The sequence below is a fragment of the Amycolatopsis azurea DSM 43854 genome (assembly GCF_001995215.1).
Taxonomy (GTDB): domain Bacteria; phylum Actinomycetota; class Actinomycetes; order Mycobacteriales; family Pseudonocardiaceae; genus Amycolatopsis; species Amycolatopsis azurea.
The window spans coordinates 649,427-674,181 of record NZ_MUXN01000002.1 but is presented as its reverse complement, the minus strand read 5'-3'; the positions used below and the strand labels follow the sequence as shown (position 1 = coordinate 674,181).

26 protein-coding genes are annotated in these 24,755 nt (G+C 69.8%); 13 read left to right on the top strand and 13 right to left on the bottom strand.

Annotated elements, in window-relative coordinates; genetic code table 11:
- The first annotated feature begins 108 nt into the window (after positions 1-108).
- The 5 genes from B0293_RS05180 (at position 109) to B0293_RS05160 (ending at position 5,540) form a co-directional block, all read left to right on the top strand.
- Positions 109-3,093, top strand: a complete 2,985-nt coding sequence (locus B0293_RS05180) for a family 16 glycoside hydrolase (protein WP_039919097.1) — start codon at positions 109-111, stop codon at positions 3,091-3,093.
- A gap of 89 nt (positions 3,094-3,182) precedes the next feature.
- Complete coding sequence (locus B0293_RS05175; RefSeq protein WP_005162937.1) at positions 3,183-3,902, top strand: transglycosylase SLT domain-containing protein; 720 nt, start codon at positions 3,183-3,185, stop codon at positions 3,900-3,902.
- Positions 3,903-3,919: 17 nt separating this feature from the next.
- Positions 3,920-4,960 (top strand): CHAP domain-containing protein, encoded by a 1,041-nt coding sequence (locus B0293_RS05170; protein ID WP_005162934.1) that lies wholly within the window; start codon positions 3,920-3,922, stop codon positions 4,958-4,960.
- Positions 4,957-5,223: a hypothetical protein gene (locus tag B0293_RS05165; protein WP_005162931.1), complete on the top strand. Its 267-nt coding sequence runs from the start codon at positions 4,957-4,959 to the stop codon at positions 5,221-5,223. The genes B0293_RS05170 and B0293_RS05165 overlap by 4 nt, the downstream gene beginning before the upstream one ends.
- On the top strand, positions 5,220-5,540 hold the full coding sequence (locus B0293_RS05160; protein ID WP_005162929.1) for a YbaB/EbfC family nucleoid-associated protein: 321 nt from the start codon (positions 5,220-5,222) through the stop codon (positions 5,538-5,540). The genes B0293_RS05165 and B0293_RS05160 overlap by 4 nt, the downstream gene beginning before the upstream one ends.
- Here B0293_RS05160 and B0293_RS05155 read toward each other — a convergent pair whose 3' ends face one another.
- On the bottom strand, positions 5,541-6,311 hold the full coding sequence (locus tag B0293_RS05155) for an ESX secretion-associated protein EspG (RefSeq protein ID WP_005162927.1): 771 nt from the start codon (positions 6,309-6,311) through the stop codon (positions 5,541-5,543).
- Between the two features lie 97 nt (positions 6,312-6,408).
- Here B0293_RS05155 and B0293_RS05150 point away from each other — a divergent pair, with 97 nt between their 5' ends.
- Positions 6,409-7,218, top strand: coding sequence for a helix-turn-helix transcriptional regulator (locus B0293_RS05150; protein ID WP_039919123.1), 810 nt, complete (start codon positions 6,409-6,411; stop codon positions 7,216-7,218).
- On the opposite strand, the gene B0293_RS05145 is transcribed toward B0293_RS05150, so the two are convergent.
- The 5 genes from B0293_RS05145 to B0293_RS05125 are packed head-to-tail and all read right to left on the bottom strand — an operon-like array spanning position 7,193 to position 10,439.
- Positions 7,193-7,738 (bottom strand): hypothetical protein, encoded by a 546-nt coding sequence (locus B0293_RS05145; protein ID WP_005162924.1) that lies wholly within the window; start codon positions 7,736-7,738, stop codon positions 7,193-7,195. The genes B0293_RS05150 and B0293_RS05145 overlap by 26 nt on opposite strands.
- Entirely contained in the window at positions 7,735-8,466 is a 732-nt protein-coding gene (locus B0293_RS05140) for a hypothetical protein (RefSeq protein WP_005162921.1), read from the bottom strand. Before B0293_RS05140 ends, B0293_RS05145 begins: the two co-directional genes overlap by 4 nt.
- Positions 8,466-8,765, bottom strand: coding sequence for a type VII secretion target (locus B0293_RS05135; protein WP_005162918.1), 300 nt, complete (start codon positions 8,763-8,765; stop codon positions 8,466-8,468). Before B0293_RS05135 ends, B0293_RS05140 begins: the two co-directional genes overlap by 1 nt.
- Entirely contained in the window at positions 8,762-9,970 is a 1,209-nt protein-coding gene (locus B0293_RS05130) for a PPE domain-containing protein (RefSeq protein ID WP_005162915.1), read from the bottom strand. The genes B0293_RS05135 and B0293_RS05130 overlap by 4 nt, the downstream gene beginning before the upstream one ends.
- Positions 9,960-10,439: a hypothetical protein gene (locus B0293_RS05125; RefSeq protein ID WP_005162913.1), complete on the bottom strand. Its 480-nt coding sequence runs from the start codon at positions 10,437-10,439 to the stop codon at positions 9,960-9,962. Before B0293_RS05125 ends, B0293_RS05130 begins: the two co-directional genes overlap by 11 nt.
- Positions 10,440-10,644: 205 nt before the next feature.
- Here B0293_RS05125 and B0293_RS05120 point away from each other — a divergent pair, with 205 nt between their 5' ends.
- Positions 10,645-12,054 carry an MFS transporter gene (locus tag B0293_RS05120; RefSeq protein ID WP_005162908.1) on the top strand — a complete coding sequence of 470 codons (1,410 nt, stop codon included), beginning with the start codon at positions 10,645-10,647 and terminating at the stop codon, positions 12,052-12,054.
- 7 nt (positions 12,055-12,061) lie between these two features.
- Here the strand turns inward: B0293_RS05120 and B0293_RS05115 are convergent, their stop codons facing one another.
- Entirely contained in the window at positions 12,062-12,520 is a 459-nt protein-coding gene (locus tag B0293_RS05115; RefSeq protein ID WP_005162906.1) for a MarR family winged helix-turn-helix transcriptional regulator, read from the bottom strand.
- A gap of 70 nt (positions 12,521-12,590) precedes the next feature.
- Between B0293_RS05115 and B0293_RS05110 the strand changes: the two genes are divergently transcribed.
- Positions 12,591-13,229 carry a DsbA family oxidoreductase gene (locus B0293_RS05110; protein WP_005162903.1) on the top strand — a complete coding sequence of 213 codons (639 nt, stop codon included), beginning with the start codon at positions 12,591-12,593 and terminating at the stop codon, positions 13,227-13,229.
- On the opposite strand, the gene B0293_RS05105 is transcribed toward B0293_RS05110, so the two are convergent.
- The 5 genes from B0293_RS05105 to B0293_RS05085 form a co-directional block, all read right to left on the bottom strand.
- Positions 13,208-13,975 (bottom strand): EI24 domain-containing protein, encoded by a 768-nt coding sequence (locus B0293_RS05105; RefSeq protein ID WP_005162902.1) that lies wholly within the window; start codon positions 13,973-13,975, stop codon positions 13,208-13,210. The two genes, B0293_RS05110 and B0293_RS05105, sit on opposite strands and share 22 nt — an antisense overlap.
- Positions 13,976-13,998: 23 nt before the next feature.
- Complete coding sequence (locus tag B0293_RS05100) at positions 13,999-15,342, bottom strand: FAD-binding protein (protein WP_039919120.1); 1,344 nt, start codon at positions 15,340-15,342, stop codon at positions 13,999-14,001.
- A 28-nt stretch (positions 15,343-15,370) separates the two neighbouring features.
- Positions 15,371-16,231 carry an endonuclease/exonuclease/phosphatase family protein gene (locus B0293_RS05095; RefSeq protein WP_005162900.1) on the bottom strand — a complete coding sequence of 287 codons (861 nt, stop codon included), beginning with the start codon at positions 16,229-16,231 and terminating at the stop codon, positions 15,371-15,373.
- 81 nt (positions 16,232-16,312) lie between these two features.
- A complete protein-coding gene (locus B0293_RS05090) occupies positions 16,313-17,323 on the bottom strand; it encodes a hypothetical protein (protein ID WP_005162895.1) in 1,011 nt (336 codons plus the stop codon).
- Positions 17,324-17,354: 31 nt separating this feature from the next.
- On the bottom strand, positions 17,355-18,203 hold the full coding sequence (locus B0293_RS05085) for a hypothetical protein (RefSeq protein ID WP_005162892.1): 849 nt from the start codon (positions 18,201-18,203) through the stop codon (positions 17,355-17,357).
- A 118-nt stretch (positions 18,204-18,321) separates the two neighbouring features.
- Between B0293_RS05085 and B0293_RS05080 the strand changes: the two genes are divergently transcribed.
- The 3 genes from B0293_RS05080 (at position 18,322) to B0293_RS05070 (ending at position 21,450) form a co-directional block, all read left to right on the top strand.
- Positions 18,322-18,894, top strand: a complete 573-nt coding sequence (locus B0293_RS05080) for a TetR/AcrR family transcriptional regulator (protein WP_039919119.1) — start codon at positions 18,322-18,324, stop codon at positions 18,892-18,894.
- A gap of 8 nt (positions 18,895-18,902) precedes the next feature.
- Complete coding sequence (locus B0293_RS05075; RefSeq protein WP_005162880.1) at positions 18,903-20,060, top strand: GDSL-type esterase/lipase family protein; 1,158 nt, start codon at positions 18,903-18,905, stop codon at positions 20,058-20,060.
- 334 nt (positions 20,061-20,394) lie between these two features.
- Entirely contained in the window at positions 20,395-21,450 is a 1,056-nt protein-coding gene (locus B0293_RS05070; protein WP_005162878.1) for a S1 family peptidase, read from the top strand.
- Between the two features lie 25 nt (positions 21,451-21,475).
- Here the strand turns inward: B0293_RS05070 and B0293_RS05065 are convergent, their stop codons facing one another.
- Positions 21,476-22,378, bottom strand: coding sequence for a LysR family transcriptional regulator (locus tag B0293_RS05065; protein ID WP_005162875.1), 903 nt, complete (start codon positions 22,376-22,378; stop codon positions 21,476-21,478).
- An 80-nt stretch (positions 22,379-22,458) separates the two neighbouring features.
- Here B0293_RS05065 and B0293_RS05060 point away from each other — a divergent pair, with 80 nt between their 5' ends.
- Together B0293_RS05060 and B0293_RS05055 are read left to right on the top strand one after the other, a co-directional pair.
- Positions 22,459-22,866 (top strand): hypothetical protein, encoded by a 408-nt coding sequence (locus tag B0293_RS05060; RefSeq protein WP_005162873.1) that lies wholly within the window; start codon positions 22,459-22,461, stop codon positions 22,864-22,866.
- Complete coding sequence (locus B0293_RS05055) at positions 22,863-24,431, top strand: multicopper oxidase family protein (RefSeq protein ID WP_039919094.1); 1,569 nt, start codon at positions 22,863-22,865, stop codon at positions 24,429-24,431. Before B0293_RS05060 ends, B0293_RS05055 begins: the two co-directional genes overlap by 4 nt.
- Positions 24,432-24,755 lie beyond the last annotated feature (324 nt).

Here is a 24,755-nt window from a genome sequence, read left to right as displayed (position 1 = left end):
GGGTAACTTTCGTCCGAGTTGTACATACTTTCGTTGACTTGATACGAAAGTCCTCTTAGGTTCAGCGGACATCACAGAGGTGCTCCGCCGCCGACCCGAGGGGCAACGATGCTTCCGTCTGTCCGCAAGCGCTTCAACCGGTCCATAATCGCCTCGTTGGCGCTGGTCACGGGCCTGTCAGGGCTGGTGACGGCTCCGGCCGAAGCGGCCGTCCCGCCCCAGCAACCAGGTGTCACGCTCCGCACGTACGACCTGCAACGCGAGATCACCAAGCTCTGCACGATCAAATCCGGCCAGACTCCCAACGTCGACAAGCTGATGCCGACGATCAACTGGACCAGCACGGCGGATTTCGGGCTGAACGAGCAGTTCGTCTCCGAGGTCATCGCCAACATCACCATCGCGACGGCCGGGCAGCACGAATTCCGGCTGACCAGCGACGACGGCTCCCGGCTCAGCATCGACGGCCAGACCGTGATCAACCACGACGGCCTGCACGGAGCGACGCCGGCGACCGGCTCGGTCCAGCTGAGCACGGGGTATCACGCGCTGCGGATCGATCATTTCGACAACACCAACGACCAGCAGGTCACCCTCGAATGGCGGCCGCCGGGCGCGGGCGACTTCGCGCTCGTGCCGAATTCGGTGCTCAGCACCGACGCCGACGTCGTCCGGGTGACCTCGCCGGGACGCAAGGAGTGCGAGGGCGCCGCGGATTCGCCCGGTGACGGCCTGCCGCTGAACGCCGTCCACCCCGGCTTCACGCTGACGAACCTGCGTCCCGACGGTTTCCAGCCGCAGGTCACCGGGATGGACTGGCTGCCCGACGGGCGGCTCGCCATCGCCACCTGGGGCGGGTCCGACAAGGTCCTCGGCGAGGTCCACCTGCTGAGCAACGTCAGCGGGAACACCGACCCGAGCAAGGTACGGACCCAGCGCGTCGCCAGCGGGCTGAAGGAACCGATGGGCGTCAAGTACGTCGACGGCAAGCTGTACGTGTCGGAGAAGACGCGACTCGTCGAACTGAACGACACCAACGGCGACGGCGTGACCGACGACTACCGCACCGTCGCCACGTGGCCGTTCGGCGGCAACTTCCACGAGTTCGCGTTCGGCCTGCTGTACAAGGACGGCTTCTTCTACGCCAACCTTTCCGTGGCCATCAACTACGGCGGCGCCACGACCGATCCGCAGCCCGCCGCGAACCGCGGGACCACGATCAAGGTGAGCAAGGCCACCGGTCAGGTGTCCTACATCGCCGGCGGGCTGCGCACACCGCACGGCATCGGCTGGGGACCGGAGGGCGACGTCTTCGTCACCGACAACCAGGGCGGCTGGCTGCCGGCGAACAAGCTCGTGCGGGTCAAACAGGACCGGTTCTTCAACCACTACACCAATCCCCCGGGCCCGTTCGACGCGAAACCGGTCACCGCGCCGGTGTTGTGGCTGCCGCACAACGAGATCGCGAACTCACCGAGCAACATGGTCATGCTCTCGCAGGGTCCCTTCGCCGGGCAGATGGTGTACGGCGACGTGACCTACGGTGGGCTCCAGCGAGCCTTCCTGGAGAAGGTCAACGGCGAGTACCAGGGCGCTGTCTTCCGGCTCACCCAAGGACTCGAATCGGGCGTCAGCCGGATCAGCCTCGGGCCGGACGGCGCGATCTACACCGGCGGGATCGACGGCGGAGGCAACTGGGGCCAGCCCGGCAAGCTCGCCTACGGCCTCCAGAAGGTGACACCCAACGGCACGAACGCCTTCGACATCCGCGCGATGCGGGCCGTCGCCGGCGGTTTCGAGCTCGAGTACACCCAGCCTCTGTCGGCCGCGACCGCGCAGAACCTCGCGGCGAAGTACCAGGCACAGCAGTGGCGCTACCAGCCCACTCCCGCGTACGGCGGGCCGAAGGTCGACGAGCAGACCCTGTCCGTCACCTCCGCGAGCCTCTCGCCCGACCGCAAGAAGGTCACGCTGCAGGTGGCGGGCCTGAAGGCGGGCCACGTGGTGCACGTCCGGTCCCCGCGTCCGTTCGCCGCGGAGTCCGGCGCGGCGCTGTGGAGCACGGAAGCCTGGTACACGCTGAACTCCTTGGTCGGCGGGCCACCGGCGAGCACGACCTACGAGGCCGAGCGGGCCGCGCTGAGCAGTGGCGCGGCGACGAACACGAACCACAAGGGCTATACGGGCACCGGGTTCGTCGACGGCTACTGGAACCAGGGCGCCGCGACGACGTTCACCGTGAACGCGCCCAAGGCCGGTGCCTACAACGCGGCGCTGCGGTACTCGAACGGCCCGGATCCGGCTCCCGGGACCAAATCCGTGACCGTCTACGTCAACGGCACCAAGGTGAAACAGGTCCGGCTCGCCAGTACCGGCAACTGGGACACGTGGAACACGCAGCCCGACACGCTCAACCTCAAAGCCGGGTCGAACACGATCTCCTACCGCTACGACACGGGCGACGCGGGCAACGTCAACCTCGACAGCCTCACCCTCACCGAATCCCAGCGCGTCCAGCTGTTCAAGGGCACCGACCTGAACGCCTGGGAGAAACGGGCCGGCGGTGCCGCGACCTGGCCGGTGTCCGGCGGCGCGATGGAGTCCAACGGGGGCGACATCCGCACGAAGCAGCAGTTCGGTGACTTCCGGCTGCACGCCGAGTGGAACGAGCCGAACTATCCGCCGGAGGTCACCGGGCAGCAGCGGGGCAACAGCGGGATCTACCTCCAGGAACGCTACGAACTGCAAGTGCTGGAATCCTTCGGGGACACCACGCTCGCCAACAACGAGGCGGGCGCGATCTACTCGAAGCGAGCGCCCGACCGGAACATGGCGACGGCTCCCGGGACCTGGCAGACCTACGACGTCACCTTCCGCGCCGCGCGGTTCGACGGGGCCGGGAACAAGACCGACAACGCCAGGGTGACCGTGGTCTGGAACGGTGTCGTGGTCCACAACGACGTGGAGATCGACGGCGGGACGGGCGACAGCAACCCGGAGAACTCCGGGCCGGGCGCGATCCGCCTGCAGGATCACGGTGACCCCGGAGAGAACCCGCGGTTCCGCAACATCTGGATCGAACCGATCGGCTAGCCCGAGCCGCCTGACCGCCTGTGCAACGCACGTGTCCACGCGTGCAACGCCGGTTCCCTCCGGCACGCACAGGCGGTCAAGCTCGGTGCATGACCAAGCTTACGCCGGAGCAGATCGCCCGGCACGCCTACGAAGCCGGGTTTCGCGGCGACGGGCTGACCACGGCGGTGGCGGTCGCGCTCGCCGAATCCGGCGGGAACACCCGCGCCCACAACGCCACCCCGCCGGACAATTCGTACGGGCTCTGGCAGATCAACATGCTGGGCGCGATGGGACCGGAGCGGCGCAGGCAGTTCGGCCTGGACTCGAACTCCGAACTGTTCGACGCCACCACCAACGCCAAGGCGGCCAACAAGATCTCGGACGACGGCCGCTCGTGGACGCCGTGGTCGACCTACACGAACGGCGCCTACCGTCGTCACCTGCCGGAGGCGCGCAAAGCGGCCGAGGCCGTGCGAAAACACCACGGCAAGCCCGGTGGCGGCGGGGCGGGTATCGGGCGGATCCGGGTCGACGGCCGGACGTTGGACGGCTTCGTGCGGCGCACCCGGCGGGTCGGTGACGCGCTCACCGCCACCTCGGCGAACCAGGTCAAGGACGTCCGGTCGATCGCCGACGACAGCTTCGGCAGGATCGGCAAGGAGTCCGGGTTCGCCGACGCGCTCGGCGATTTCGGCGCCGCGCTGCAGAGCCAGGTCAAGGCCGTCGGCGGATCCGCCGACCGGCTCGCGGACGCCGCCGCGAAGGCGCGCAAGGCCTATCACGACCGCGATTCCTCGTCCGCCGCGACGCTGAACCAGCTCGCCTGACAGCGTTGGAGACCTCGATGGACACCCTCGCCACCGCCCGGCATTTCGCCGCGGACATCCTGGCGCACCGGAACAAGCTCGCGGGCAAGGCCGAGGACGCCGCCCGCGTCCAGTTCGCCCTGCGTCAGGTCTCGAAAACCCTCCACGACCAGCACGACGCGCACAAGCGCGAGACCGACGTCGTGCTCAGTCACTGGGAGGGCAAGGCCTCGGAGGAGTTCGAGCGCACCACGGCGCGGCTGCGGAAGGACATCCGCCTCACCGCCGACGCGAGCGCCGAAGCCGAACGGGTCGTCGCCCGCGTGACGTCCACTGTGGACGGCGGGCACACCGCCGTCCAGCGGCTCGCCGACGAGTACATCGCCAAGGCGAAGAAGCTCCTCGACGACGCCACCGCGGTGGGGTCGCGTGCCGCGATGGCCACCGCGATCGCCGCGGCCGCCGACCTCGCGCCGCGCTACACGAAACAGTCGGCCGCGACCCTGCGGAAGGTGAACGGCGAACTCGGTGACGCCGCCGGAAAGCTGCGGGGCCTGCGCAAGGAACTGCGGCACGACGGCGTCGCCGATCGCGAGGTCGGCGACCACCACGGCGCCGGGCACGGCAAGCCGGACAAGACCACGCCGAGCAAGGCGACCTCTCGCGGTCAGAAGGCCGTTTCCGCGGCGCGCAAGGAACTCGGCACGCGGGAGAACCCGCCCGGCAGCAACCGGAACCCGTACGGACCGACGGCGGCGTGGTGCTCGTCGTTCGCGACCGCGATGTGGCGCAAGGCCGGGGTGGACATCCCGATCCTGCCGTTCACCGGCGACGTCTACCGCTGGGGACAGCGGCACGGGAAGGCGTACGGCCGGAACTCCTTGCACGACGCCAAACCGGGTGACGTTCTGCTGTTCGGGACCGGGCCGCAGAGCCCGTCGACGAGCACCCACATCGGCATCGTGGAAAAGGTCGAGGGGAACAAGGTGACGATGATCGAGGGCAACTCGGGCGACGCCGTGCGCCGCAACACGCACACGCTGTCGGGTTCCACCTTCTACGGCGGGGTGCGCCCGTGATCACCGGGAAAGCGCGCGATCGTGTGGCCTCGGTCGAGGTGGAACCGGGCGGGGCGCTGCGGGATCTGCGGATCGAGGAAGCCGCGTTGCGACTCGGGCCGCGGGAGCTCTCCCGGCGCATCCTCGGCCTGGTGGACCGGGCGGCGGCACAGGCGAGCCGACGGCTCGATCTGGACGACGCGGAGTCGCTGAGGCTCGGGACGAGTGCCGAACTGGCCGAGGCGGTCGAAGAGACGACTCCGGAGACCTGGAGGGTCCAGTGATCGACGAACGCGGTATCGACGAACGCAGTGTCGAGCGCTTGCTCGAAGACGCCGAGGCCCCGGACACGGACTACAGCGGCCGCCTGGCCGCGGTGACCGGCGAGGCGAGCGACGGTGGCGTGACGGTCGTCGTCGACCTGTACGGGAAGCCGGTCGAGCTGCGGTTCGAGCCCGGCGCGCTGACCTCGCGCGCGAGCGAGCTCTCCGCCCTGGTGCTCCGGCTCGCCGCCGAGGCGACCATCGCCGCCCTTGACGCCGGTGAGTCCGTTGTGGACGGTCTCACCGGAGATTTCCCTTCGCCCGCCTGGCGTTCGTGATCACGAGACGTCGTCGATCATCAGGCCGAGGCGGGCGGCCTGCCAGGCGGCGTCGGCCGGGGTGACCATCACCCAGGGGTCACCGCCGACGTCTTCGTGGGTGACGGCGTAGCGGCCGGCCTCGGTGTCGAACCAGCTGAGCACCGGGCTCCGGCCGCGGTCACCGTTGACCGCGAGCTGCCCGGCGGCGTGGCGGACCGACGTCACCATCGTCGCGAGGGGACGAACGCTCCGTCCGGTGATCCCGGCGCCGGACAGCGCGCGTTCGAATCCGTCGTAGCCCGCTCGCGCGAAACCGTCCATGGCGGCCGAAAACGCGGCTCGCGGCAACCGGAGCTGGTCACCGGGGCCGGGCACGCCGTCGCCGAGCATCCGGCCGACCGTGGCGATCAGCTCGGCCGCCCGCAGCGGTTCGAGGACCAGGTCCTTCTCGTCCTGGACCGCCAGCACCCCGCGGGCGCCGCGGACCGCCGCGAGCATCCGCCACGGCTGTTCGCCGAGCACCAGCGCGTCCACCGACAGCGACGGGGAGCCCAGCAGGACGAACAGGTCTTCGATGCCGGGATCGAGTTCGTCACCGCTGGCGAAGCCCGCTTCGGAGAGCGCGGCGAAAACGCGTTCGCCCAGATCGTCCCGTTCTTCCTCGGTTTCGCCGTGCGAGGGCACGTCGAGCGGATACGGTGACTCGCCGTTCCCGAGGTCGGCCCACAACAGGTCGAATTCCAGATGCGACAGGACGATGCCCGCCGTACTCGCCGAACGCCGCGCCATGGCCACCTCTCCCCTAGCTCCGCCACCCGGCGGGCACGATACCGAGCGAACAGTGAAGATGAACGAGATGTCCCCGACCAATCCGCGAACGGCGCCCATGACCGAAGCAGAAGTCGCGACCGGACAGCTGATCGTCCGGGCCTCCGGCGCGGCGGCCGCCCGTGCGGCGATTCTCGGCGACCGCAAGGCGGGCCCGGACGGCATCCAGCTTCTCCTGCGGTGCACCGTTCCGCGGGCGGTCGCCGAGGACGGCGCCAAGCTCGGCTTCGCCGGCTGTGTCCTGCACGTCCTGCCGGTCGGCGGGCACGACGGTGAGACACCGGGCAGGCAGGGCGTCGTCATGCTGACCCTGCCCGTGGCGGAGTTCTCGTTGTCCTTCGGTGAGTTGCAGCCGCTGATGTTCCGGCCCGTCTTCGTCGACGCCTCGTTGCGCGCGTTGTTCTCCAGCGCGATCGCCCACGTCCTCGCCGTCAGCGAGGCGCTCGACCCGCACGGCCTCGCCCATCACCTGCGCGGGCTCGCGGAACTGGTGCTGCGCAGCGTCCTGCGGGCGGAACTCGACCGTGCCGACGCGCTCGCGACCCGTCGCCGTGAAGCCGTGCGGTACATGCGGGAACGGCTCGCCGACCCTTCGCTGGGCGCGGATCAGGTTGCCGAGGCCCTGTACATCTCGCGCCGACGGCTCTACCAGCTGTTCGACGACGGACAGGGGATCTCGGAGCGGATCAAGGGTTTGCGGGTCGAGCGGGCGAAGACGCTGCTGTCGGATCCGGCGAAGGCGGCGCGGGGCATCGCCGAGATCGCGAAGGACTGCGGTTTCACCAGCGCGGCCCATTTCTCGCGCACCTTCCGGAAGGCTGTCGGGCGGACGCCCCGGGAGTTCAGGGAACGCGCGCTGGCTCACTGAGATCCACCCCCGCGACGAGCGTGCCCGCGAGCGCGGCCACGTCCAGCCAGCCGCGGCCGCCGGGCGAATGCAGCGTGAACACCGCGGCCCGCGGCCGTCCCGGGTCGAGCACGACGGCTTGGAGCTGCGCGCCCGGCCCGTCGACGGCGATCCGCTCGACGATCACCACCGGGTAGCCGCGGGCGGTCTTCGCGGTGCTGACCTCGCGGATCCCCGGCGCGGTTTCGGCGGCGGACCAGCTCAGCTCGGCCGCGGACTCGACGCTCAACGGACGTTCGACGGGAATCGACCCGGCCAGCAGCAAGGCCGGGTCGGCGTCGCGGTGCTCGACGATCGCCAGCAGGCCCGCGCGGTGTTCGTGGGCGCGTTCGGCGGCCTGGATCGCCGCGGTCTCCAGGCCGAGATCGCGTTCGGCGTCCGGACCGCGGAGGCGGATCAGGAGCGTGTGCAGTTCGGCCGTGGTCCGCTCGACCGAGGACAGGGAGACCGGGGTGATCCCCGGGACGGCGGTCAGTTTCACCGGCCGCCCTGGGAGACGGCCGCGGCGAACGCCCCGACGGCTCCGGACGACGGGGTGACCGCCGGGCCGGGCGCGCGGGCCAGCGAGGCGGCGAGTTCCTTGCCCAGCACGGAGAACCGGGCCATCCCGTCGGTGACGCCATCGAGGTGCGCGGCACCGCCGGGCACCTCGCCCAGCGCGGCGCCGGGGTCGCCGAGCGCCCGCAGCCTGTGTTCGACCCGGGACGCGTCGAGCCGGTGCGCCGTCTCCAGCGCGCGGGCCTGCTCCAGGACTCGGTCGAGTTCGCGCCGCACCTCTTCGTGGTGTGCCTTCGCCGCCGCGAGATCGGCTTGGGCGGTGGCCGAGGTCCCGGTGGCGAACTGGACGGCGGTCTCCCCCACCTCGACGGCGTCCGCCGCTTGCAGCAGCGCGCGCCGGAGTGTCACGGCGCGCCGGTCGAGCTGGTCGGCTCGCCGTGTTCCGGCCACGACCGTGCCCGCCCAGGACGTGAGGATCTCCGCCGTGGCACGCAGCACGGCGGGCGCGGGTTCGAGAGCCGTCCTCGCCGCGGCGGCGCGGGCGGCGACGGTCACAGCGGCTTCGCCTTCCCACTCGCGGGGGACCTCGATCCGGGCGGCGATCGCCGCGTCGAGCTTCGCGGCCGCCTCCGAGCAGCGCCGGGCGGCGGCCGCGATCGCGTCCGCGTCACCCGGCGCGGGGTCGAAACCGAGTCCTCTGTATTCGGGCATCACGGATCCCCGAATTCGCGTCGCAGTGTCCAGAACGCATCTTCGTCGGTGTCTTCGTAGGTCTTCGCCGCGGTACGGATTCCCGCCGCCGCACCGGCGAGCTCGGTGTGGGCGGAGCCGATCGACCCCGACCACGGGCCGATCACGGCGTCGAGTGCCGAGGCGATCCCTGACGAGCCCAGGTTTCCCGCGGCGACGCCGTCGGTCAGCCGCGCGGCTTCGCCCAGCTCTCCCGACACGTCTTCCAGCCGCCGGGCCAGCTCTCGCATCAGGTCCGGCTGGGCGCGGTAGCCACTCATTCGCCGAACACCGGCGGATAGGCGGGCGGGAGATCGTCGAGGAGGTCGTAGCCGCTGCCGTAGCGGTCGCGATGTTCCTTGTCCTCTTCCCGCTGCGTGCCGGTCATCGGGGGGTACATGCCGAATCCGGCTCCCCCGGCGCCGCCCCGGGCCGCCACGGCACCCTGCCCGAAACCACCCTGCCCGAAACCACCCTGGCCGAAACCACCCTGGCCGAAGCCACCGGCGAAACCTCGCCCGTTCCTGGCGGCGTCTTCGCCCGCGAGAACGCCGCCAGGAGAGGACGGTCCTGGGCCGTGTCCCGCGCCTTGACCGAATCCGGTGGAGCCTGTCGTGGCCCCGGCGGGGAAGTCCATGACCCCGGCCGAAGCCGTGTAGGTGCCGTCTTCGTGATTCGCCGTGCCTGGACCGGAAACGTTCGACGAACCCGGGTCCCGCACCGGTGGTTCCGGTTCCCGCCCCTGCTCCACCGGCGGGCGCCGAGGGGGTTCGGGATCGGAAGGCGGGACGACGGGCGACGGCGGTCCCGCCGGGTCCTGGACGTCCGCTGTCTTCGGCGCCGCGGAGAACAACGGCGGCAGCCGGTGCCGGACACCCTGGCTCGCCGCTTCGTACTGTTCCATGACCCGAACCGCTTCGGCCTTCGCCCGGTCCGCCTCCTTTTTGGTCGGGAGCTTGTCGTCGAGGAGGTCGTCCATCATGTACGCGCCGTTGGGACCGTCGAGGGCCTTCACCGCGTAACCCTGCTCGAACCAGCGTTCGGCGGTGTAGTGCACCGGCTCCGGCATCTTCCGGCCGGCTTCGGAGACCGCCGAGGTGTAGGCGTCGAGGCCGTCGCCGATTTCCCGCGAAGTACTCGCGGCCTCCGTGGCCCACGTGGTGAGCAGGTGCGCCGAGCCGGCGGCCTGTGCCGAGGAGGGCCCGTGCCAGGACAGCACCAGTCTCTGCACGATCTCGCGGACCGCGGCGGCCTCCGTGCCGATCTCCTCGGCCAGCCGGGCCCAGCTGTGCGCCCGCTCGCCCAGTTTCGGCGGCTCGGCCGATTTGATCATGTCCCACAACTGGCGATGCTCGTAGCATTCCCAGTTGATCTTCCCCAGCGCGTCGTCCCTCAGGTTGGCCTTGCGGCTGCGGACCAGCTTTCGCTGCTTGGCCCGCGCACGGGCGCTCAGCGGATGTCTGTCCGTGTAGTACTCACCGCTCATCGGTCCCCCTCGCGACGGCTTCGACGGCGGTGGCGGCCGCTTCGTCGGTGCGACGATGCTGCTCGGCGACCAGGCCGATCGCGGTCCGCAAGGCGGCGAGCTCGGCCAGGTAGGACCGGAGCGCGAACTGGACCCCGCCTTCCTCCACCCCACCCCGGCGAGCGAAGGACCGGCTCATCGGGACGGACACCGGGCCTTTGCCGTCGGCCAGCGACGTCCCCAGATCCCGGGCGTCCGCCAGCTGCCGTTCGAGATTCCGCTGGTGCTCTTCGAGCTTCTTCTGGGCGTCCGCGATCTCCGCGTAGTCCAGTTCGATGCGGTCCGAACCGTCGGCGACGATCGCCGCCGCGCCCTCGCCCGACGGTTTCGCGACCTCGCCCGCCTCGGCGACCCGGCCGGTCGGCCCCCGCTGTCCACGCAGCTCGTCGCGGATCCGCTCGGCCTCCGCCTTGCCGTGCACCTTGACCATGTCGTGCGCTCCCTCTCGTCACCGACGCGGTCATCCTCGCCGGTCCGCGACGCCAAAGCCAGCCTTGAGTACACGCCGGGACAGGAAGCCTGCACAGCCGGTCAACCCGGCGGACCGCGAAGGCCTTGGCAACACGACCTCCTCACTAATATAGTCTGTTTCACAGATGATCTGGTTTACAGATTAGTTTTGGAGGGGCCGAACGATGCTCGAAGAACCCGGCAGGTCACGACGGCTCGCACTCGTGGTGCTGTGCCTGGCGTCGCTGATGGTGGTGCTCGACGGCACGATCGTGGTGGTGGCCCTGCCGTCCATCCAGGCCGATCTCGGCTTCACCCCAGCGGATCTGGCCTGGATCGTGAACGCCTATCTCGTGCCCTTCGGCGGTCTGCTCCTGTTCTCGGGCAGGCTGGGCGACCTGATCGGCAGGCGGCGGGTGTTCCTGATCGGGTTGAGCGTCTTCACCGCCGCGTCCCTGCTCTGCGGTCTGGCCACCGACCAGGCGACGCTCATCGCCTTCCGGGCCGTGCAGGGCGTCGGCGGCGCGCTCATCTCGTCGGTGGTGCTCGGCATGATCGTCACGCTCTTCCCCGGGCAACCCGGACAGGGCAAGGCGCTGGGGCTCTTCGGTTTCGTGCAGGCGGGCGGCGCGTCCCTCGGCATGATCCTGGGCGGCGTGCTGACGCAGAGCCTCGGCTGGAACTGGACCATGCTCGTGAACGTCCCGCTCGGCCTCGCCGTCGTCCTGGCGACGTTCGTGTTCATCGAACGGGACGAGGGCGCGGGCCTGCGAGCGGGCGTCGACCTGCTCGGGGCGGTACTGGTGACCTCGGGCGCGATGCTGCTGGTCTACGTCATCGTCGACACCGGGGCTCCCGTCCGGCGCTGGTCGCTGCTCGCGCTCGCGGTGCTCCTGCTGGCGGGTTTCGTCCTCCGTCAGAAGACCGCGCCGATTCCCCTGCTTCCGTTGAGCCTGTTCCGGTCCCGCCCGGTGACCGGCGGGAACGTCGTCATGATCTTCATGGTCGCGGGCATGATGGGCTTCCAGTTCCTCACCGCCCTGTACCTGCGGCAGGTTCTCGAATTCGACGCGCTCACCACCGGCTTCGCCTTCCTGCCGACGCCGGTCACGAACGCCGTCGTGGCGCTCTGGCTCGGGCCTCGGCTGATCGGCCGTCTCGGCGCCCGGCCGGTTCTCGCCGGCGGGCTCCTCGTCGCGGCGGCGGGGCTCGCGCTACTGACCCGCGCCTCGGTCGACGGCGACTACTTCACCGACGTGCTCCCGCCGCTCCTGCTGGCCGGGATCGGGATGGGCGCCGCGGTACCCGCCGTGCTGGGCACCGCGATGTCGACCGGGACGCCGTCGGACTCCGGAGTCGCGTCGGGGCTGGTGAACACCACCCTCCAGATCGGCGCCGCGATGGGCACCGCCGTACTGGCGGCCGTCGCCGCCTCCCGTACCGCGTCGCTGACGGAAACCTCTGTGGGACAACGGGAAGCGGCAGCGTCCGGCTTCCGGCTCGCCTACTCGGGCAGCGCGGCGTTCGTCGTGCTGGCCCTGCTCGCCGCGCTCGTCCTCATCCCGGCACGGAAGGATTCCCTTTCCCGTGCGTGAACTCCCACTAGCGGCCACCCAGGTTATGCGCGACGACGGCGCGCAGCATCTCCCGGAACCGGTCCTGGTCCTGGTGCGCCAACGGGGCCAGCACCTCGGCCTCGGCCGCCAGGATCGCGGCCTTGGTCTTCTCCAGCAGCTTCCGCCCGGCCTCGGTCCCCAGGATCAGTTTGTTCCGCCTGTCGCCCGGATCCACCACGCGCTCCACCAGACCGGCGGCCACCAGGTCGTCGACCAGGTACACCATCACGGTTCGGTCGATGTCCAGCTGCCTGCCCAGCTGTGCCTGGTTCCGCGCGCTCCCGTGCACCGCGCCGCACAGCGCCTGGAAGCCACGCAAGCCGTGCGGGAGCTCGGAAACCGCGCTCGCCAGGACGGCTCCGTGTGCCCGGGACACCTGCCCGAGGAGCCAGCCGAGGTTGTCCTCCAGCCCCTGTGGGAGCGCGCCGATCGCCGAGTCCGTCATCTCGTCATGTTAGTCCCAGATCATTCGTGAAGAAGATCGTCTCCGCCACAGAGGCCCCCGGGAGGAAGAAATGCGCGTCGAAGTCTGGTCCGATGTCGGGTGTCCCTGGTGCTATCTGGGTAAACGACGGCTGGAAAAAGCCATCGGCCGGTTCGAACACGGCGGCGTCGAGGTCGTCTGGCGCAGCTTCCAACTCGCCCCGCAGTACCCCCAGGGCGCCGCGCGACCGCTCTACGAGGCTCTCATGGACCAGATGGGCGGCACCCTCGCCCAGGTCCGGTCGATGGTCACCAGGGTCGATGAGCCCGCGAGGGCCGAAGGCCTGACGTACGACTTCGACAGCGCGTACATGTGCAACACCTTCGACGCCCACCGGGTCGCGCAGTTCGCGGGGCGGCACGGGCTCGGAGCGGCCGCCCACGAACGGCTGTTACGCGCGCTGCTGGTCGACGGCGAGATCCTGGACGACACGGAGACCTTGGTCCGCCTCGCGGTCGAGATCGGTTTGGACGCCGGAGAAACGCGTCGGGTCCTCGCCGGAGACGACTACGCGGACGCCGTCCGGGAGGACGCCCGTGAAGCGAGGCGGCTGGGCGCCGATGGCGTGCCGTTCTTCGTGATCGACCGCACCATCGGCGTCTCCGGCGCGGAATCGGCCGACGTCCTCCTCGACGTCCTTCGTGAGGCTCAGGCCGCTCGGAGCGGCTGATCCGCCGCGTCCGTCACGAGGACCTCACGTGCGACGAGCACGCCGCCGACGAACGCCACCGGCATCACGATCAGCGCGGCGAAAGGGATCAGGCACAACAGCGAGGCCGGCAGCCCGAGACCCAGGGCGAGCGCGCGACGTCGGCGCAGGATCGGGCGTCGCTGTTTCAGGCCCATCCCGCGCCGGTAGAACGGCACGGCGATCAGTTCCAGGGCGAGGAACCACGCGGTGACCAGCGCCAGCAGGACCGGGACGACGGTCTGTCCCACCACCGGGATGAAGCCCGCGAACAGGAGCGGGATCGTGAACATCAGCGAGCGCAGCACCAGCGCCAGCCCGTCCTTCAGGCCCATCACCAGCAGGCGCCACCACGACAACTCGACGGCGCCGGGCACTCCGCCCAGGTCGTCCTCGACCTTCTCCGCGATGTGCTCGTAGAACGGCCCGCCGACGGCGATCGTGAGCGCGGTGAAACCGATCAGGCAGATCGCCAGTACCGCGCCGAACACCCCGATCCCGACCGCGACCCGGATCAGCACCTGCCACCGCGGCGACCACTCGTCGGCGAAGGGCGTGAGCACCAGTGAGAGATCGTCGATCCAGAACGCCAAGGCGACGACTCCGCCGAGCAGCAGCAGCGTCGTCAGTACCGCGGGCAGCGCCCCGATCAGCAGCAGCTTCGGCGACCGCAGCAGGATGCCCAGGCCTTGCCAGAACATCCCGAAACCCTTGAAGAAATCCCGCATCGGACATTTCTACCAGTGCGGCCTCAACCGTCCATGAGCCGCTGCCCCGGGTTGAGCAGGTTCCCCGGCGCGTAACGGGCTTTCGCCTCGGCGAGCTTCGGCCACACAGGACCGAAATGCTCGCGCCAGTCCTCCGTGGACATCGGCAGCGCGTTCGTCGGGTAGGCCTTCCCGCCCAGATCCCGCACCTTCCGGTAAAGGTCCACATTGAGCTCGATCAAGCGCGCGTTGTGCAGCGGGTCGTCCGGCGAGCCGGTGCGAAGCGGGGAGAAGAGCCAGGAGATCTCACCCTCCGGCACGCTGAAGAGCGAGGTCGTCAACCGGTCTTTCCGCACCGGATAAAGAAGGACCAGTCCTGTCGCGCCCAATTCGGATTCATCGGTGGTGGCGAGGAATTCGGCGACGACCTCCTCGACCGCGTCATCGGGGAGGAACAGGTCCAGCCAGGGATGTGGATGGAACCAGCTTCCCTCCGCCCGCAGGGCCGCCTCCCCGTCCGCCATCCGGTTCAGGAAGCCGAAGTACGTTGTCTCCTCGTTCTCGGACTCGCCGAAAGCGAGCGAATCCAGCAGCGCGTCTTCGTCCGGCTCGTCAGGTGGTGTGGAGAAGGAAACCGCCTCCAGCATGTACCGCCGGCCGTCGTCCCCGGGAACCAACTGTCCTTCGAGGTAGTCGAAGCGGCCGTCCCTGACTGCTGTTCGCTGGTCTGCCAGAAAGGCCGGAAGAGAGTCGTAGTAAAGCTTCCACCGCCTGGCCGTCGTGGGAGCCGGGATCAGCCGCAGGGCCGCGCGGGTGATCACCCCGCATTGTCCGAGGCCGCCGAGGACGGCGTCGAACAGTTCCCGGTTGATCTCGCGGGAGCAGGTGAGCACCTCGCCGGTGCCGGTGACGACCTCCAGCTCCACCACGCAGTCGGTCTGCGTGCCGTGGTGCTGGGTCGCGCCACCGATCCCGCCGACCACCAGCGTGCCGGCGACGGTCAGCTCGAGGTAGTCGGTGAGCACCGGCGGAGTCAGCCCGTGCGGCAGGGTCGTTTCCAGGACCTCGCGCCAGCGGGCGCCCGCGTCCACCGACACCAGATCACCGGTGACCACCCGGTGTGGCGGCAACGAGGTCATGTCCAGCACGATCCCGCCCTCGGCCTGTGATTGGCCGTACGGCGAATGCCCGGCGCCGCGGGCGGCGACCCGAAGTCCCCTCGCAGCGGCGAACTTCAGCACCACGGCCACATCGGTCACCGAAGCGGGCCTGACCACCAGGCCCGGCCGGGCGTGGATCAGGTTCCCCCAGTCCCGCCCGGCGGCGGACAGGGCGGCTTCTCCGGTGAGGATCTCTCCGGCGATGGCAGGCAGGATCTCGTCGGTCATGATCACACGTTACCGACGAGAACTCCGGTCAGGACACCGTGAACGAGCTCAGCACGGCGAGGTGGTCCGACGGCCAGCCCGTCCCGCCGCCGAAGGTGCGCGTGCTCTGGGGCGTGATCGATCCGCCGCGGTAGAAGACGAAGTCGATCCGGTCCTGTGGTTCCGGCCTGCCCTGATTGTCCTTGACCACCGGGGACCAGGTGTCGCCCGGATCCGCGACGGGGTCCGGCCGCAGCTTCCGGTACGAGTCGGTGAAACCACGAGCCGTGAACGCCTTCGTGGTCGGCCAGGCCACCTCGTAGCCGCAGTGCCGGGATTTGGCGGCCGCGGTCCAGTCCTGATGGGACGGGCTGTTCAGGTCGCCCGCGACGATGCCCGGGCTGCTGCCCGTCCACTCGGCGATCTGTTCAGCCTGCCGGCGGCGGTTCGTCTCGTCGGCGAGGATCGTGCTGACACTGTCCTTGTCGAAGCACGCGTTGTACGGGCCGTATTTCGTGTAGTCGAGGTGGATCGCGTAGACCCAGACGCCGGCGATCTTCGCCGTGATGGCCCGCGCGCCCGTGTCGTTCCAGGACTTCCAGTCGGTGGCCTGGATCGGCAGCGCGCTGATCACGTCGATGTCCCAGCCGGGTTCGGTGTGCTGCCAGCCCAGCGCGTCGGCGATGGCTTCGGTGGCGCCGCCGCCGGTCTCCGACAGGGCCACCACGTTGGCGCCGGACTTCCGGATCTGGTCGACCACCGAACCGATCCCGCCGTGCGAGCCCTGCATCCAGATGTTGAAGCTCAGCACGGTCAGATTCGTGGCCGCGGCGGCCGGGGCGGCGACACCGGCCATCGTGAGCACCAGGGCGGCGAGGACGCCGGCGAGGCGGCGTGGGGCGGAGGTCACGGGGTTCTGGTCTACCGGTGGGGCGAGGGGAAGTCCAGCCGTAGGGCGAGTTGTTCAACGGCGGGCCAGGCGTTGGACACTTCAGCCTCCGTCCGCGAGGGAACCGCTGCCGTCGGGACCGGTCACGATCACGCGGCTGCTCACGACGGTCCCGAACGGGACGATCGTGACCTGCCAGCTCTGCGGCGACCCGACGTCGATCGTGGCCATCGCCCTCCGGACCAGGGGCGGGACACGGTCGACAGCCAGGGAGCGGAGGTCGAACCGCGGTACCTTGGCTTCGGTCGGCGCGAAGACCACGGTCAGCCGTCGCTCCTCGACGACAACGGTGATCACCTGGGAGACGTCCGCGGCCTGCGCCAGCCCGTCGATCGCCCGGCGCAACTCCCCCTCGCCCAGCAGCGACCTGTCGACGTCCACGGTCGCGGATCCCGACGAGGAAGTGGTCACGCTGGACTGCGTTTCCTCCGCTCGGGAGGGCGTTTCCGGCGCGAACAGTTCCGCGCGGAACAGGAACAACACGAGCGCCGCGCCGAGCAGCAGGCCGAGGAAGCCGAGCGCGCCGAACGCGCAGCCCTCCGGCGGCTCCTGGATCAGGCTGGACTCCGGAGCGGACTCGATCACGGCGTCGGCCACGCGACGCTCCCATTCCGGGGACAGCCGCTCCGCGATCTTCGCCTTCCACGGCCGGTCCGGCGGGTACTGGACGACGAGGATCCCGCCCGGCCGGTAGTCCGGGATGTCGACCAGGTTGACGCCGTGAGTGATCCGCACGCGGTGCGTCGCCGCGCCCTCGGGCGCGACGGTGAGGACGAAGTCGACCGGGATGTCCCCGGTCTCGGTCCCGCCCGCCCGGAGGCTTTCGATCTTCGCGAGCGCGTTCACCGGGGCGACTCTCGCCTCGCGCGCTCGCCGCGGCGCCCCGGCCAGGTAGAGCAGGATCCCGTAGACGACGGGAAGTCCCAGCCCGGCGATGATCAGCGGGACGTACTCGATGACGATGCCCACGACGAAGGCGCACAGCGTCGTCCCGATGACGACCCCCGCCAGAAACCCGCGGACGAGTACGAGTGCTCTTCGGACAGCCGACATGAACGTGTCTCCAGACTTTTCGGGGCGGAGATCAGGCCGCGGGCAGCCAGTCACCGAGGGTGGGGTGGCGCCGCAGCGCCACGAAGATCTTCTTGTCGTCGTCGGGTGAAACCGGGTCGAACAGCACTTCGGCGGTCGCGATCGTGGTGTCCCGGGTGCGGCGGGTCGCCCAGTGCCGGACGCCCGAGAGGTCGAGGAACGACACCGTCACGTTCGCGCCCACGACACGCGTGCCCGACTCGTCCCCGGTCAGGCGCAGCTTCACTTCGACGATTTCGGCGGGCGCCCGGCGTCCGTGTCGCAGCAGCCGGTCCCTGGTCCGGACCATCTCGGCGTACCGGCGCGAAGCCCGGACGGCATACCACGAGACCAGCGCCGTCAAGACGAACAGAAGCGCGGGCGCCCAGCGGTCGGCGTAGTACATCAGCCACGCCCCGAACCCCCACTTTTCGTCTTCGTGGAAGACGGGGTCGACCGCCGTGCCGACGGCGAGCGGTGGCAGCCATCCTCGCGACGATTCCCAGATGCCGAGCGTACTGGCCGCGAGGGCAGGCACCGCGAGGAAGGCAGGCGCGGACGGCCGGCCCTGATAGCGCCGCGCGGCGGCACCGGCGAGACCGCCCGCGGCGAGGCAGCCGAGAAAACCGAAGGTCCCCCACACGGGCCCGTACGGCGGTTCGCCGTCACCGCGGTCGTCGAAAACGCTGTCGATCGCCATGGTCCGGAACTGCTCGAGAAGTTCACCGAAGCCGTGTCCGGCCACGAAACCGCAGGCCAGGGTGACCATTGACGCCAGGACGGCGGCCACGAGCAGACGGCGGTCTCCCCGCAGTCGCTCGAGCCGATCGTGCCGGGCCCGCTCCGGGTCCACCGTGTTCATGACGCTCACCTCCGTTCGGATCACGTCCAGCTTCCGGCGCGGCCCGCGCTACCGAACCCAGGTTTCAAGCCTAATAGCATTAGGCAAGTCCAGAATGGACTATGGTAACGTGGTGGTCATGGCACGAGCGGGACTGACCACGGAGCGCGTGATCCAGGCGGGCGCGGAGATGGCCGACGAGATCGGCTTCGAACAGGTGACCCCGACGGAGCTCGCGAAACGGTGCGGCGTCAAGACCGCGAGCCTGTATTCGCATGTGAAGAACGCCCACGAGCTGAAGACCGGGATCGCCTTGCTGGCCTTGGCGGACCTCGCCGATCTCGCCGCCGCCGCGGTGGCGGGCCTGGCGGGCAAGGACGCGCTGGTCGCCTTGGCGAACGTCCACCGCGACTACGCCCTCGAACATCCCGGCAGATTCACCGCCGCGAGGTTCCGGCTCGCGCCGGAACAGGCCGCCACCAGCGCCGGTGCCCGGCACGCCGAGATGATCCGCGCGATCCTGCGCGGCTACGACCTGGCCGAACCGCATCAGACGCACGCGGTCCGGCTGCTGGGCAGTGTCTTCAGCGGCTTTGTCGGCCTGGAGGCCGCAGGCGGCTTCAGCCACAGCTCCCCCGGCTCGCAGGAGAGCTGGACCGAGATCCTCGACGCGCTCGACGTCCTGCTGCGCGCTTGGCCCCGAAGGAAATGACAGAGGAAATGCTCACGACCCCGATCACCGCCGCCCTCGTCCGCGGCGCCCTGGACCTCGAGTACACCGAACGCGGCGTGCTCCCCCACCGGCTTCCGCCGCAAGCCAGGCGGCAGATCCCCGACGGCCAGCTGGCCATGACCGAAGCACAGCCGTCCGGCGTGCGGCTGGCTTTCCGCACCGCGGCCACCGTCGTCGAACTGGACGTCATCGCCACCAAGCGGGTCTACGTCGGCGTGCCGCCCAGGCCCGACGGCGTCTACGAGTTGCTCGTCGACGGCCGGCTCGCGGGACAGGCGAGCGTGACCGAGGGCGACACGCTCACCATCGACATGTCCACCGGCACCGCCGAGTCCACGCCGGGCCCCGTGCGCACCCTGCGCTTCGCCGGTCTGCCGAGCGAGGACAAGGACGTCGAGATCTGGCTGCCGCACGACGAATCGACGCGGCTGGTCGCTCTGCGCACCGACGCGACCGTCCACAGTGCACCGTCGAACGGCCGACGCACCTGGCTTCACCACGGCAGTTCCATCAGCCACGGTTCCAACGCGGCGACCCCGACCGGGACCTGGCCCGCCACGGCCGCGACCCTCGCCGGGGTCGATCTGGTCAACCTGGGCTTCGGCGGCAGCGCGCTGCTCGACCCGTTCACCGCCCGCGCGATGCGGGACACGGCCGCCGATCTGATCAGCGTCAAGATCGGCATCAACCTCGTCAACTCGGACGGGATGCGGATGCGCGCGTTCGGCCCGGCCGTGCACGGTTTCCTCGACACCATCCGGGATGGGCATCCCACGACGCCGTTGCTGGTCGTCTCGCCGATCCACTGCCCCATCCACGAGCACACCCCGGGCCCCTGCTCGTTCGACCCGGAAGCCATGCGCGAAGGCAAGGTGCGGTTCATCGCCACCGGTGATCCCGCGGAGGTCACGGCCGGGAAGCTGACGCTCACCACGATCCGCGGCGAACTCGCGCGCATCGTCAAGGAGCGAAGCGCGACCGATCCGAACCTGCACTACCTCGACGGCCTCGAACTGTACGGCGAGGCGGACCACGTCGAACTGCCCCTGCCCGACGACCTCCACCCGGACGCGGCCACGCATCGGCTCATGGGGGAGCGCTTCACGCGGCTCGCTTTCGGCGACGGAGGTACGTGGGCCTCTTGAGTGGTACAGGTGGTTCAAACCATTCTCGCCACTCAAGGCGCTAGGCCAGGTGTGTGAACCTGACCGTGACGAACTCCGTTTGCTGTGCGCGAATACGTCGGTAGGCCGAACGGCGGGGTACCTATCTTTCTTCCTGTCCAACGAAAGTCGGTATCCCCCGTCGGCCGCGCGGCTCCACCATGATCGGCACCGGATCACCGGTGCCGGGTCACCTTGGCCGTGCCCGGCGACCCCGCTGTGTCCAGTGCGGCCACCCTTCGCGCTGGATCCTCCCTCGCGAAAGTGAGTCACCGGTATGCGCCCCAACCCCTTAGCCCGTACCGCCATCACCTTGGTGGCCGCAGCCGCGGCCGTCGGTTTCCTCGCGCCGTCGACGGCCACCGCCACGACGATCGAGGGCTACTCCGCCACCGTGCAGCAGGAGGCGGTGACGTCCCTCTCCTCGGACGCCGGGATCAGCCAGGCCGCCGCCGTCGAGTTCCTCCGGACGCAGACGGCCAGTGTCGCGACGCTGCAGAACATCACCGCGTCCCTCGGCGACAGGGCCGCCGACGGCTATCTCGACGACGCCGCCAAGCCGGTGGTGAACGTGCTCGACCAGGCCGCGGCGGACCAGGTCACCGCGAGCGGGGCGCAGGCCCGGGTGGTCAAGTACTCCACCGCCGCGCTGACGAGCGCGCAGGACTCCCTGCAGGCGTTGCCCACGGTCACGCACACGTCGATCGGCCTCGACCCCAAGGCCAACCAGGTCGTGCTGACGGTGTCCGACGCGGCCAAGGGCTCCGAAGCCCTCGTGAAGGCCGCCAAGGCGCTCGGCGACCGGGTCCGGGTGGAGCGGACCACCGGCGAGATGCACACCGCGATCTACAACGGCGAGGCCATCACCGGCGGCGGCACGCGCTGCTCGGTCGGGTTCAACACCAACAAGGGCGGCCAGAACTACATCCTCGACGCCGGTCACTGCACCCGCGCGGTGTCGCAGTGGAACGTCGGCCCGTCGCAGGGCGCCAGCTTCCCGAACAACGACTACGGCCTGATCCGCAACACCAGCGGCAGCGGCCCCGGCGCGGTCACCCTGTGGAACGGCTCCACTCAGAAGATCGCCTCCGCCGGATCCGCCACCGTCGGGCAGCGGATCAGCAAGAGCGGCAGCACCACCCGCCTCACCTCGGGGTCCGTGCAGCGGCTGAACGTCACGGTGAACTACTCCGAGGGCTCGGTCTACCAGCTGATCCAGACCAACGCGCTGGTCAACCCCGGTGACTCGGGCGGCTGCCTGTTCTCCGGCAGCGTCGGCCTGGGCATCACCTCGGGCAAGGGCAGCGGGACCTCGTACTTCCAGCCGATCGGCGAGGCCATGAGCGCCTACGGCGTCGCGCTCAACCCGTAAGCACCTCTCCGAGGCCGGGTCCTGGTCATTCCGACCGGGACCCGGCTTCGGCCTGCGCGTGGAAGTGTTCGACAGCGTGGTCGCGAAAACGCCGGGCGGCGGCGGAAAGATAGGTGTCCTCACGCCACGCGACGCTGAGCACGCGCCGGCATTCAGGGTCGTCGACCTCGAGCCAGACCACGGTCGTGCTCGTGTCGGCACGCAGCCCCAGGGAAGGCACGAACGCGATGCCGAGACCCGCGTCGATGAGCTGGAAGAGTACGGCGGCTTCGTCGCCCTCGCAGACGATGTGCAGGTCCAGACCGGCCTTCGCGAAGAGACGTTCGACGAGAGCGCGTTGCCAGTAGCCCGGCCGCGTGGTGAGGAACGGCTCCCCCGCGAGGTCCGAGAGTGCGACGCGGCCGCGTCCGGCGAGCCGGTGACCGGACGGAACGCACAGCATCACGCGTTCATCGAGCAGCACCTGGCTCCGAATGTCGTCGTCGGACAACGGTTGCGAGGTGACGCACAGGTCGACGTCGCCCGACCGCAGCTTCTCCGCCATTCCCTCCCCCGACGCCTGGGACAGCCGCACGTCCACCAGCGGATGTCCGGGGACGAAGGTGCGCAGCGGTTCGGTGAGGACGAGCAGGCTTTCGGCCGCGACGGTGACGGTGCCGCGTTCCAGCCCGGCGGCGTCGTCGAGTTCCTGCCGGGCGTCGTCGAGTTCGGCCAGCGCCCGGTCCACGCGGCGGAGGAACGCGGCGCCGAACCGGTTGAGCCGGATCCGGCGGCCGTGCCGGTCGAACAGGGGTACGCCGAGGTCGTTTTCCAGCCTGGCCAAGGTCCGGCTGAGCGAGGGCTGCGCGACCCGCAGCTTCTCGGCGGCGCGGCCGACGTGTTCGAGCCGGGCGACCGTCTGGAAGTACCGGAGGGCCAGAAGATCCACCGTTGATACCTCGCTTGTTATGAACAGATAACCGAACTTGTCTTGGACAGCATAAGGCGTCCGCTCTTACGTTCGGTCACGTGAGTGAAACCCTGACCAGCCCGAGCCGGAAGGCGAGCGGGACGCTGGTGGTGAACCGGGTGCTCGTGAGCATCCACGCCGTCGCGATCATCGGCCAGCCGGTGTTCGCCGGCGGCTACCTCGGCGGCGCCTACGACATGCTCTCGCTGCATCGCCTGGGCGCCGACGCCGTGTCGTTCGTGGCGTACGCGCAGCTCTTCGCGGCGCTGGCCCTCTGGCTGGTGCGCGGGCCACGCTGGCTGTTCTGGGTCAGCCTGCTGCTCGCCGCGGGCGAGACCGCGCAGTACTTCGCCGGGCTGGCGGGCGCGCTCGATCTGCACATCCCGCTCGGCGTCGCCCTGGTCACCGGCATGGTGCTGACGACGGTCGCCGTCTGGCGGCCGCAGACCTGGCGGGCGAGCCGATGAGCCGCCCGATGCCCCGCCGGACCTTCTTCGGCCTCGTCGGCGGGGCCGGCGTCCTCGTCGCCGCGGGCATCGCCGCGCCCCGGCTGATCGCGCAGGGTTCGCCCGGGACCGGCGAGCTGCTGCGCAGCGGACTCCCCTTGCCGCGGCCGTTCCAGGTCCCGCTGCCCATCCCGCCGGTCCTGCGTCCACAAAGGACAGCGGACGCGGATCACTACGCGATCACGCAGCGGGCGGCCACGGCCGAGATCCTGCCCGGTGTCCGGACGCCGATCTGGGGCTACGACGGGATCTTCCCGGGTCCGACGATCGAATCGCGGCGTGACCGGACGACCGTGGTGCGCCACCGCAACGAACTTCCCGTCCCGACCGTGGTCCACCTGCACGGCGGGCACACGCCCGCCGACTCCGACGGGTATCCGACCGACCTCGTCCTGCCGAAGTCCGGCTGGGACGCCGGGCACGCCGGCCACGGGATGGTCGACGCCCGCGCCCGGATCTCCGACGGCGAGCGCGACTACGTCTTCCCGTTGCGGCAACGGGCCGCGACCCTGTGGTACCACGACCACCGCATGGACTTCACCGGTCCCGCCGTGTACCGGGGCCTGGCCGGTTTCCACCTGGTCCGCGACGACGAGGAAGACTCGCTCGGGCTCCCGTCCGGGGACCGTGAGCTGCCACTGATGATCGCCGATCGTTCCTTCGACGAGCACGGCGCCTTCGCGTATCCGTCCCTCGACCGGACGCTGCGGACCACGCCGGGAGTGGAAAGTGCTTACGTGGAGGGCGTTTTCGGTGACGTCATCCTGGTCAACGGCGCGCCGTGGCCGGTCCACGAGGTCGCGGCCGCGCGGTACCGGCTGCGGATCCTCAACGGGTCCAACGCCCGCCGCTACGACCTGGCGCTGGACCCGCCACCGCCCGGCGGGGGCGGTTTCGTCCAGATCGGCGCCGACCAGGGCCTCCTCGACGCGCCGCGCGAACACGACCATCTTCCGATCGGGCCCGCGGAACGGTACGACGTCGTCGTCGACTTCGGCCGGTATCCGGTCGGCACCGAGGTCACCCTGGTGAACCGGCTCGGCTCCGGCTCGACCGCCCAGGTGATGCGGTTCGTCGTCGCCCGTCGCGCACCGGACGACAGCCGGGTTCCCGCGAAACTCAGTGTGATCCCGCCGCTCACTCGCGAGCAGGCCACGGTCACGCGCGACTTCTCGTTCCGCGCGGGCACCGTCCACGGTCGCGCGGGCTGGGTCATCGGCGGGGAACCGTTCTCGCCGGACCTGATGTCGGCGAGCCCGCGTCTCGGCGACGCGGAGATCTGGCGGTTCGTCGCCGACATCCACCACCCCGTGCATCTGCACCTGGTGGGGTTCCGGATCCTCTCGCGCGGCGGGCGTCAACCGGGTCCGTTCGACGGCGGCATCAAGGACACCGTGGACCTGGCCCCGGGCGAGTCCGTCGAGGTGATCACGCGCTTCGACGGCTACCGCGGGCGGTACGTCTTCCACTGCCACAACGCCGAACACGAGGACATGGCGATGATGGCGAACTTCGAGGTCGTCTGAAGGATCACACGAAGACCCTTCTGGGCGGCGGCTCACGCCAAACGTAGTACCAAAGTAGGCCGACCGCGACGGCGAGTATCACCAGACAAGTCAGTAAGACCAACATCTTCCTCGTCGTCATGTGAACCTCTGGGGCAGAGTTTCCGATGTCCGAATGCAGAGTACCGGCAGGCTGCGGTTATCTGGCCGTGTCGCGACAGCCACTTTCGGGACAACGGAGGATCCGGACGCTCGACGTGCCAAATCTTCCGTTGATCAAGGTTGTGCCGATCACGAGAACGCGAAGTGTCACCCAGGGTAAGGGGTGTGTGGAAAGAGGGACGT